General features: G+C 38.6%; 7 protein-coding genes and 2 pseudogenes. 5 read left to right on the forward strand and 4 right to left on the reverse strand.

Going from position 1 to position 10,561, the window contains the following annotated elements; all coding sequences use genetic code 11:
• Together HRT50_RS15430 and HRT50_RS15435 are read left to right on the forward strand one after the other, a co-directional pair.
• Positions 1-245 (forward strand): annotated as a pseudogene (locus HRT50_RS15430) (IS110 family transposase); the annotation flags it as partial.
• Positions 246-659: 414 nt separating this feature from the next.
• A complete protein-coding gene (locus HRT50_RS15435; protein WP_291616073.1) occupies positions 660-3,566 on the forward strand; it encodes a pitrilysin family protein in 2,907 nt (968 codons plus the stop codon).
• A 326-nt stretch (positions 3,567-3,892) separates the two neighbouring features.
• On the opposite strand, the gene HRT50_RS15440 is transcribed toward HRT50_RS15435, so the two are convergent.
• The 3 genes from HRT50_RS15440 to HRT50_RS15450 form a co-directional block, all read right to left on the reverse strand.
• Positions 3,893-4,402 (reverse strand): hypothetical protein, encoded by a 510-nt coding sequence (locus tag HRT50_RS15440; RefSeq protein ID WP_291616075.1) that lies wholly within the window; start codon positions 4,400-4,402, stop codon positions 3,893-3,895.
• A gap of 39 nt (positions 4,403-4,441) precedes the next feature.
• Positions 4,442-5,995: a YHYH protein gene (locus tag HRT50_RS15445; RefSeq protein WP_291616077.1), complete on the reverse strand. Its 1,554-nt coding sequence runs from the start codon at positions 5,993-5,995 to the stop codon at positions 4,442-4,444.
• Between the two features lie 255 nt (positions 5,996-6,250).
• Complete coding sequence (locus HRT50_RS15450; protein WP_291616079.1) at positions 6,251-6,496, reverse strand: hypothetical protein; 246 nt, start codon at positions 6,494-6,496, stop codon at positions 6,251-6,253.
• Between the two features lie 592 nt (positions 6,497-7,088).
• On the opposite strand from HRT50_RS15450, the gene HRT50_RS15455 reads away from it, so the two are divergent.
• The 3 genes from HRT50_RS15455 to HRT50_RS15465 all read left to right on the forward strand — a co-directional run bounded on the left by HRT50_RS15455 (position 7,089) and on the right by HRT50_RS15465 (position 9,959).
• Positions 7,089-7,763, forward strand: coding sequence for a response regulator transcription factor (locus tag HRT50_RS15455; protein ID WP_291616081.1), 675 nt, complete (start codon positions 7,089-7,091; stop codon positions 7,761-7,763).
• Positions 7,764-7,768: 5 nt separating this feature from the next.
• Positions 7,769-9,127, forward strand: a complete 1,359-nt coding sequence (locus HRT50_RS15460; RefSeq protein WP_291616083.1) for a HAMP domain-containing sensor histidine kinase — start codon at positions 7,769-7,771, stop codon at positions 9,125-9,127.
• 217 nt (positions 9,128-9,344) lie between these two features.
• Positions 9,345-9,959, forward strand: a complete 615-nt coding sequence (locus HRT50_RS15465; protein ID WP_291616085.1) for a hemerythrin domain-containing protein — start codon at positions 9,345-9,347, stop codon at positions 9,957-9,959.
• A 143-nt stretch (positions 9,960-10,102) separates the two neighbouring features.
• Here HRT50_RS15465 and HRT50_RS15470 read toward each other — a convergent pair.
• Positions 10,103-10,561 (reverse strand): annotated as a pseudogene (locus tag HRT50_RS15470) (DUF3360 family protein); the annotation flags it as partial.

Below are 10,561 nucleotides of genomic sequence, written 5' to 3' on the forward strand. Positions count from 1 at the left end.
GCTCCATAGGAAAGCTCTGTAAAAATAGCCGTTTGAGGAGTCAATTAGTATGCGGCGCAACCGCGGCGGTCCAACATGCCGTAAAACGAAAAGCGATAACTAAAAAAGATGTTTGGATACAAGGCTTAGTCGAGCGTCGAGGTAAAAAGTGTGCAGCGGTTGCACTGGCCAATAAAACAGTAAGAACGGCTTTCGCCATGCTGACACAAGGAACAGAGTACAAAGCTGAGTTACTCGCAGCCTAAAAAGAGTTCAAACAACAAAAAATGCATTAACGAAGATAAAAATCAGCCGGTTTAGTCAGTAGCCAACTAAGAGCTTATCGCTCGCTTTATAGATTTGACAATCGGTTTGCGTAAATATCAAAGAGCCAGAGATAGCTTCTCATTGTAGAGCTCGTACATAAGTATGCATTAATTTCTTTGTATCAATTTTTTGTTGTTGACAAGAGGGAGTCCACATAAGTTGGCTATACCTTTGGCTGAAATTGTTGCAGCGTCGCCAAGCAAAAATCATCCCGACTTAATTTTCTATATTATTAGTGTGTAATTAATTTGTTACATGATGTCGAAAGTTTAACTCGAAAAACTAATGAAAAACTTTGCAAAGTTACATAAAATACATCGATAAAAATATAGGGGACAATGATGGAAGTTAAGATGAAAAAGAAATATTTTGCGGCGGTAATAGCTGCAAGTTTAACGTTATCCGCCTGCATGGCAACCACTGACGGTACAAGTTCGGCCGCTGGCACTAGCAATAGTATGTCACAGAAATCCGCTGAAAATGATGCCAATAAAGTCTTTAGTCAAAAGTACTTATTCAAAGAGTTAGCGAATGGTTTACGGGTATTAGTGGTTAAAACTGACTACCCAGATCTTGTTTCAGTACAAATCCCCGTGTCAGTAGGCTCTCGTGATGAAGATGAAGCAGGTAGAACCGGCTTTGCACATTTCTTTGAACATATGATGTTTAAAGGCTCAGAGGAATTCCCACAAGATGTTTATTCAGATTTATTTAAAAATGCCGGTGTTGATAATGGTGCTTACACCACTAATGATTACACCAATTATCACTTAGATTTTTCTAAAGCACATTTAGATAAAGTATTAGAGATTCAAGCGGATCACTTTAAAAACCTTAAATATACCGATGCACAATTTAAAACTGAAGCATTAACGGTAAAAGGCGAATACTTAAAAAACAATGCTAGCCCAATTCGCAAGCTATTAGCGGCTGTGCGCAAAGAAGCATTTGATACTCATACCTATAAACATACCACCATGGGTTTCTTTGAAGATGTCGAAGCAATGCCTAACCAAATTGCTTATGGCGAAAAGTTCTTCGCACAGTTTTATAAGCCAGAATATGTTTCATTAGTGATTGTTGGTGATGTTGAGCCCGAAGCGACCATGGCGATTGTAGAAAAGCATTGGGGTAGTTGGAAAAAAGGTGATTTTGTTAATGAAATCGCGCCAGAGCCAAAACAAGAAGTAGCGAAGTATGTTCATGAAAAATTTGATGGCTTACCGGGGCATTGGTTATTAGTTTCTTATAAAGGCTCTGATTGGCAACCGAAGAAAAAAGATCGCGCCGCTTTAGATTTAATTTCTGAGTTATATTTTTCAGATAACTCAGCTTTGTATCAAGAACTAGTGGTAGATAAGCAGTTGGCGAGCCAAATGTTTAACTATAACCCTGAAACAAAAGATGCCGGTTTACGTCACGTATTCATCAAAGTGAATGAAGAAAAAGATTTAGCGATTGTTCGTGATGCGGTGAATCGTACTTATGCGCTAGCACGTACAGAGCTAGTTTCTGCACAAAAGCTTAATAACTTAAAATCTAATTTAAAATATAGTTTTGTCAATAAGTTAGATTCTTCAGAGTCTATCGCTTCTACACTTGCCAGTTATATGCACTTTGATCGTGATCCAGAAACGATTAACCATCTATATAATAGCTTTGACAAAATTTCGGCTGAAGATATCAAAGACATCGCCAATCAATATTTCATTGATGAAAACCGTACAACGGTAACCTTATCAGCACTAGATAGAATTGCTGGTTTTGCCCAAGAAGTTGACTTAAATGGCGCAGTGGCAAAAATTGAGATGGAAAAGGCTCATCCTAGCGCGCCGCTGTTTTCGGTATTAGATAAGACCAATGATTCGCCGTTGATTGATGTTAACTTCCTATTTTATACCGGTGCTGCAGCAGATCCAGTCGGTAAGAAAGGTGTGGCGGCATTAACCGCGCGCATGTTAACCCAAGGTGGTTCACAAACGCGTAGCTATAAAGACATTCAGAAAGGTTTATATCCTTTAGCCGGACAGTTTTCGTCTCAGCTAGATAAAGAAATGATGTCATTTACCGGCCGTGTTCACAAAGACAATGCGACGCAGTGGTATCAATTGATCAGTGATCAATTATTGAATCCGGGCTGGCGTGAAGATGACTTCAAACGTCTGAAAAAAGAGTTAATTGATGGTATTAAATCAGGCCTTAAATCTTCTAATGATGAAGAGTTAGGTAAAGAGGTGCTTTATAGCCAACTTTATCAGGGCCATGTTTATGAAAACTATAATAGTGGTGATTTGTCTGACTTAGCAACAATCACCATTGAAGATGTTAAAGCTTTCTACAGCAGTCAACTAACCCAAGCTAAATTAAACTTAGGCATTACTGGCGCTATGCCTAGTGCTTTAAAAGCACAGTTAATGTCTGACTTAACGGCATTGCCAGTTGGTGATGAAAAGCGTCTAACTATTGCCAAAGCGCCGGTTTTAAAAGGTCATCATGCGACAATAATAGAAAAGAATGCGCAATCAACGGCAGTATCTTTTGGTTTCCCAATCGATACTCTTCGCAGTGACAAAGACTGGGCCGCGCTTTGGTTAGTGCGTTCATACTTTGGTGAACATCGTAGTTCTAACAGCTACTTGTATCAACAAATACGTCAAGCGCGTGGTATGAACTATGGTGATTATTCTTATATTGAATATTTCCCGCGTGGTATGTACCAAACCAAGCCTGACGCAAACTTAGGCCGTTCAAGCCAAATTTTCCAAGTATGGTTACGTCCTTTACGTTCAAATAATGATGCGCATTTCGCTACACGTGCAGCTTTATATGAGTTGGACAAACTGATAGAAAATGGCATGACTGAAAAAGACTTTCAGGCGACACGTAATTATTTAACTAACTATGCGCCGCAATTAGTTGCTAGCCAAGACCAGCAGTTAGGTTACGCACTTGATAGTAAGTTTTATCAAACAGAAGAGTTTGTTAAGTATGTACGTGGTGAGTTTGCCAAACTATCGTTAGCCGATGTTAACCGTGTCATTAAAGAGAACTTACAAACTGATGATATTCATTATGTTTTCATCTCAAGCGACGGTAAAGACATGAAAAAACGTCTGTTGTCTGAGCAAGTATCACCGTTAACATATAACAGTGAAAAACCTGTAGAGCTTTTAGCTACCGATAAAATTATCGAAAGTTATCAGTTAATGCTGCCGGCGAAAAATGTTGAAGTTATTGCGGTAGATAAGGTATTTAAATAGAGTTTTAAATAAGTAGCTGCCATAACTTAGCAGCGAACCTACCTTGATAAAACACCACGCCTGCCGTGGTGTTTTTGTTTTTAATGCAGAATATCTGGCGTCAAAGTATGTTTAATAAGGGCTGCGTGTAACGCCCCTTTGTGTATGGTCGCCACCACAACGCCAAGCAGAAAATGAAAAATTCAAACAATATCGTTATTAACTTAATTAGCTTTTACAGAAAAATATAAACGTCAGTACTGTTTTCAGCGTTGTTTTCAGCACAAAAAGGAAGCTAAAGGCTTCCTTTTTTACTTTTTAAAACTGCCACTGTCTTAAAGATCAGCTTAGATACTTGGAAAACTCTCAAATTTATGTTTTACCAGCTTGCTCGTATTTGAACTATCAATATACAAAGTTGCTACGACTTTCTTACCTTCAATTGTCCAATACATATGGCCATGATTATTCAAGGTTACCGAAATACTATTTGTACCCTGCTTAAATAATGTTTGCGGTAAGTGAACTTCAGCGCCATAAATACGTTGTATCTTTTCGCCATTAACATAAAGGTGCGCATGCCCTACTAAATAACCTGATTTGCTATCTATAGATGCACTCATTAATTCTGACATATTGGCATCACTTGGAGGTGCTGCCAATATGTAGCGCTGAGTATGCAATGTCAGGTTATATCCTGACATTGCATCTCTAGCCAATGATAAGCTCAAAGACATTTCCTCTGCATCACTCGGTACAGCAATCGGCAGATGAGAATGATCCATCATTGCACTGATCGTTGTACCTTTATTTTCTTGTTGCGCAAAAGTGCTGCTAGTTAAGAAAACTATATTCATAAGAATAATTATTATAGGAAGTTTCATCTTTTATCTCATCTACGGACGTGGTGGCGGTGGCATACCACCACCAGGAGCATCACCACCACATTGGCTAATAGAGTTACTGGCAAGCTTACCTTTGAAGTTTGGCCCAATGGTATATGGGAAAGCAGCAACAAGTTTATTGTTTTGCCCTTTTGCTACGGTAATATGGTAGTGGTAACCTTTGCCGTCATTGCTATCATGGCCATTATGTTGATCTAATTGACTGCCTTCAACAGCCTCGCCACCATAGTAATGGTCTTCAAAAAAGTAACCATCATCGGCTGGTAAGGTGTTACCAGAAAGGGTTGTTACATTCTCTCCTATACTCGGCCCATTAGGAACTTGTTCAACCCCTTTAGAAAGATCATATTGATCTACAAGAACACAACTTCTTTCGCCTTCGCTACTGCAACCACCTTGACTAGTATCTGCGCCATAATCTCGTGTTTTCCAGCCACTCACTGCTAATGTGTTTTCGCTTTCGTAAGGACCATAAAGCGGGTAACCATCGGCAGCATAGCCATAAATAGGTGAATGTTTACTGCCATCATCATCTACTAAATCAGCCAAGCAATTTGTGTAGAAATGATGATGATAATCACCTTGAGCAGCGTGGCCACCACAAACATCTACATCATACTGCTCAGCAACAGGCGCTAGGTTATACCAAAGGTTATCGCCCTCGCTCATACCATCACCCCAATTATAAATGCTGGTCCCGTTAACCATTAAGCCGATTTTACCAAGACCCACTTCACAATCTTCTTCATTGTCAGCAATCTCTGCTGGTTCTACGGGGAAATGGGCTTCTTTGTTTTGTTCTGTAGGGCAGCCAGGTCCAGGTGGCCAGTATCCATCTCCACCAGTAGTTAGGCAGTTTTCTTGACTACTATTGAAGCCAATGTCTTCGCCAAAATTGACTGTTTGCCCTACAACTACGGTAGTACTTCCGCTGCTAAAATCACTAATAGCTTTAGGCCGTTGATTTAATTGGTTTACAATTTCTTGCGTAATAGTAACAGCGTATTTAGGAATGCCAGATGCTTGAACATATACATATTTTGTTGAAATATTATTCTCATCTATATCAACAACCTCAGCTGATTGAACATCTTCTAATACATTCCTCGATGCTGATTGAATATAACTAGCGCTAGTCTCATTGTTAATGAGCCAACTTGCTAACTCGGATGATTCGACGGCAGCAACGATAATATCAATGGTATCGGTTACCGGTGAGTTAACACCGTCATCAACAGTGATTTTGAATGAAAGTAATTCTTCTTGTTGTAACTCAGGTGCAATAAAAGTGACGGTATTTGAGTTACTTTGATTAAGGGTAACCGTTGAACCTGAAACTTGGCTCCAGCTAATTGTTACGTTATCGTCGTCTATAATTGTGGCGAGTAAGGTCACTTCTTGCCCAGCGGCTACTGTTTGCTCTTCACCAGCATCAACAATGGGGCTAGCATTCACCAGTTCAGAGCTTTCTTCTGTAATGCTTTCATTGCAGGCGGATAAGCCTAATGCAGATAATAATGCTAATGCTAATATCGATTTTTTCATAAGTACTCCAAGTACAACTTATCTTTAAATGGTAATTAATAGTTATTTTGATAGGTAAAAGGTTACTAGAGTGTTGGTGAAATTTAGGTGAACTAAGTAACCATGTTCGACAAAAGGATGGGGGAATGGTGATAAAGAGTGAAACTTAAGAGGCTATTACTCGGGGGTATTACTTGGAAGTATTACGATCCATGTCGAAGGCTGTCTTATTTTACTGTTACTAAAACGAAGTAAGACAGCTTTCACCTAGACAATTTACGCCTTAACATTAATCAGAGAGTCACCTTCATTAATACCAAATTTTTCTTGTACCGCAGATAAAATAGAATCTTTGTCGTCATCACTTAATTGGTTGTCATAATTTTCTAACAACTCCTCTAAAAAACTAACCATCTCACTTGAGTTCGAAGCTTCATTTGGTGGTGGAGGTGGTGGCATTTGAGAACCACCAACTCCTGCCGTATCTCCTATGCTTTTAGCATCAAAGCCATTGTCGGCCATCAATTGCTCTAACTCCTTAGTGGGGGTAATGTTTAATTCAGCGAAACTTTCAACAATGCTAGTGGCATCTGAGTTACTTAGGTCTTCTGATGAAAACTGACTTAGTATCTGCTCAACTTTTTCTTTTTACTCTGCTGACATTGATGATTGACTTGATTGCATTTGTGGCATTTGCATGCCAGAACCAATGGAATTTATCATTTGCTATTATCCTGTTGTATAAAATGTTTATTAAAGTTAAAAAGCTAGCAATAATATAAATAACAGGTGCTTAGTGAATTTTAGGTGAAATGGTCGTTTTTAACTTGGTTATACTTAACCTCAACTCTGGTTAATGAATGTTTGATACTTGCAAAGTAACTATTAATATCAATTGGTTGCAATACCAATAAAAAATATTAGTCTCTTTATATCACTCAATATTGATAGTTTAGTGTCTATCAAGGCGGTTCTGTGTACCCAATAGCTGGCTATTGGTAGCAGAACTAACAAAGATAGGCGCTAAAATAACTTATTGAGTAACTTTGCTTATCCAGAGTTGAGGTTACTTAACATCATAAATTTATAGCTTTTATCAATAGGAAGTGCCTAAGTGGTTGTGCTTGTAGTAGAAGATAACAGAACGTTAGCGGCTAATATCATTGAGTTTCTAGAAGCTCATGAATTTGAATGTGACTTTGCTGATAATGGTAACCTTGGTTTGAAACTGGCGTTAAATCAAAAGTTTAATGCGATAATTCTAGATGTGATGTTGCCAGGAGTGGATGGCATGACTATCTGTGAAGAGTTAAGAACAGCAGGTATAAATACGCCGGTAATTATGCTGACGGCAAGAGATACGTTAGAAGACAAGTTGCAAGGGTTTCGTGTTGGCACCGATGACTATTTAGTAAAACCTTTTGACCTGCCAGAACTTGTGGCAAGACTGCAGGTGCTGACTAAACGCACCAAGAGAAGCGATGTAAAATTAAAGCTAGGTGATCTGGTCATGGATACTGATTTAAGAGAAGTTACTCGTGCCGATCAAAAGATTGAGCTTAATAACGCCTGTTGGAAAATATTGGAAGCCTTACTTATAGCCTCACCTAAAGTGTTAACTCGCCACGAAATTGAACAAACGATTTGGCCAGAGCAAATACCCGATTCAGATGTACTTAAATCGCATATTTATAAATTAAGACAACTTATCGACAAGCCTTTTGATCGACAACTTATTCATACAATTCGCGGTGTCGGGCTGGTACTAAAAAATGCAGAGCAGAATTGAAGAGTATGAGTAATAAAAATAGCCTAAAGCATCAGTTTAAAAAGCAACTAGCACTAAGTATTGGTTTGTTAGTGATCATTTTTTCTTTTTTACTTTATAAGCTTTTTTTCATTGGTATTGGTACCACCATGCATCGCACTATGGTGGCAATGGCAAGTCACTATGCAAAGCAAGTTGAACTAAATCCAGGTTATCAACTACCTAATGGTGGTGATTATTCCGCTTATATTGGTAAAGCCAATGTACCTGACGAAGTAAGAAAATTATTTGACCTTGATGAGATGAAAGCATTCGACTTTAAGGTAAATGATGGCAACCAAATAATTAAATTCTCTCATCCTGAAAAGATATACTTCTTACTTGCTCACCCAATTGCCAATACTAAGGACAAGCTTTACCTGCTTTATAATGAGGTTGCAAAGCGTAGAGCAATACCACCACCAAAACATGGTCCAATGTTAAATGTACCCATATCTATCGCTATCATTACACTGATGGCTATTTCATTAGTTTACTGGGTAGCTCATAGCTTGATCCGTAAAGTACTCAATCCAATCAATGAACTTGCGGTAATGGCGAAAAGTTTGGATGAAAATAGTCCTGAACTTTCTTTTGAAGTGATGAATGATAAAACAGAAATAGGTGTTGTTGCTAATGCCTTGCACCAAACAATGGGTCGAATTCATCAGTATCATCAAAGAGAAAAGCAGTTCCTACAAAATGCGAGTCATGAATTACGTACGCCTATTGCTGTGGTTTTGTCTGCTTTAGATATCATCGATTTAAGAGTTGCTCAAGGTAATAACAATATTCTTGACCAGCATACCAACATTCGCCGAGCAAATAAAAATATGGCTGAGCTTACCGAAGCCTTGTTGTTACTGAGCCGTAAAAGTAACATTCAAGCTAACGTTGAAGTCGTAAATCTTGGGCAGTTGCTTGTTGATATTGTTGATGCACATAGTTATTTACTGAAAGGTAAAAGTGTCGATGTTGAACTTATTGTTGATGAATCAAGTTTGCATGACTTACCGCTAGCGCTTTGCAGGATTGTATTGAGCAACTTGATTCGTAATGCTTTTGAACATACTTTATCAGGTACTGTTTGTATTCAGCAAAATGAACTTAGTCTTGTTATCACTAATACCAGCTCTGGTTTGACGAATGACTACCAAAAAGTAACAGAACGAGATTTATACCAAGGACAAGGGTTTGGCATAGGGTTAGATATTGTCAAAAAAATTGCTGACCAACAAAAGTGGCAACTACAGTTTTCCTCCAGTCACAGTAATGGTAGCCAAGTGAAAATTTCCTTTGAACAAGAGACCAAAGCTGATCTACATCCTAATGAATTTAGTAATTAATCATTCCTATTGTTTCAGACAATATATTAGTACTTTTGCATGCCAAACTAACTCTGCTCAGACCAAATAGTGTAGGCCGTTGTAGTTCGCCTCTATGTAATTGGTTGCATGTAAATATTGGTGTTGTTTATGAAACAGTGTTGTTCGATTGTGTATATATATTGCTGTATTTGAAGCTCATATACTGACTAACAATTAATCTTCAAGAGAGGTTGTTATGAACATTGCAACAATTACCGAGCAACAATTTAAAGTAGAACAAGCATGGCAAGTAGAGCAACGTAAAGGTTTACCCGATGTTATTAAAAACCTGCTATTACCGCTAGAAAGAGAACAGTGGTCGGAACATACTCGCTATGGCGGTAAAGCGTCTTTTTTTATTCAATACCATGGCGATCTATTGGCGACAGCGGCTTATCTTAAGCAGTCATTGCAAGTATTGCTCGATAGTGCTCAGGGAGTATTCAATGGGCAGCAATTAAAAGGGCCTTTATCTGCAGCACAGTATTTAGTCGATAGGGCGCATAACCATCACCGGATTGAAGATCAGGTTTATTTTCCGCAGTTTAGGAAAATTATGCCGCAACTGAGTAAGGGCATTGATCTACTAGATAAGGATCATAAGTCTTTAGATTTAGTATTAAATGACTTAAGTACTAGGGTAATGAGCATGGTCATGACCCTGAACCTGAACCTGAACCAAGGGGATGTTATCAATAAACAGCAGGTAAATGCGTTGACTGATAATGTCTTACACTTGCAGCGAATATTGCAAAGGCATCTGCATGATGAAGAAGAAGTGATTATTCCGATATTTTTATTATCGGCTTAATTACTTAAAGTGGAAACTAGGGGGGAGTTACTAAGACAGTAACTCCCTCTTTATTTTGGCCTTAATATTTGCCTTTTTTATTAACAAATGGTTATTAATAAAAGGTTATTAACAAAAGGCTATTAACTTTTAACTACTAATTATTAGCCCAAACTTGGAATTAATGCCGGAATACCAGGTAACATACCTACCGCTGCCATGACCCCAGTTAACACCACAAACATAACACTCGGAATAATCCAGCGACTCATCTTAGTTAACCCCGCACTACGCTCTTTACAACCAACCAAGACAAGGTTGTCGAGCAGCATAGTCAACGCCCAACCAAAATCTGGGTTAACCAGGGCCAGTATGAAATTCAAAAGGCGCGCCCATAGCAAAAGCAAGTGTGCCGCCTAGCAAACAACTTAACGGCACTGCTAACCAACGCTTACGCCAATGTTCAAGTAATGCATATAAGATTATCGTGCAAAAAATAACGACAAAGGCAATATGTGACATGCCAATATCATTTGCCCAAGTGAACAATTTATCTACCTGTGAAATGGTACCGACAAACCCAAGGTACAGTAATAAACCACCACAAACGCCTTTACTGGTAA

The sequence above is a fragment of the Colwellia sp. genome, assembly GCF_013215345.1.
Lineage (GTDB): Bacteria > Pseudomonadota > Gammaproteobacteria > Enterobacterales > Alteromonadaceae > Colwellia.

Bases quoted from the DNA above. Each gene is read 5' to 3' on its own strand.
- HRT50_RS15435 (WP_291616073.1), top strand. From the start codon at position 660: ATGAAAAAGAAATATTTTGCGGCGGTAATAGCTGCAAGTTTAACGTTA.
- HRT50_RS15440 (WP_291616075.1), bottom strand. From the start codon at position 4,402: ATGAATATAGTTTTCTTAACTAGCAGCACTTTTGCGCAACAAGAAAAT.
- HRT50_RS15445 (WP_291616077.1), bottom strand. From the start codon at position 5,995: ATGAAAAAATCGATATTAGCATTAGCATTATTATCTGCATTAGGCTTA.
- HRT50_RS15450 (WP_291616079.1), bottom strand. From the start codon at position 6,496: ATGGCCGACAATGGCTTTGATGCTAAAAGCATAGGAGATACGGCAGGA.
- HRT50_RS15460 (WP_291616083.1), top strand. From the start codon at position 7,769: ATGAGTAATAAAAATAGCCTAAAGCATCAGTTTAAAAAGCAACTAGCA.
- HRT50_RS15465 (WP_291616085.1), top strand. From the start codon at position 9,345: ATGAACATTGCAACAATTACCGAGCAACAATTTAAAGTAGAACAAGCA.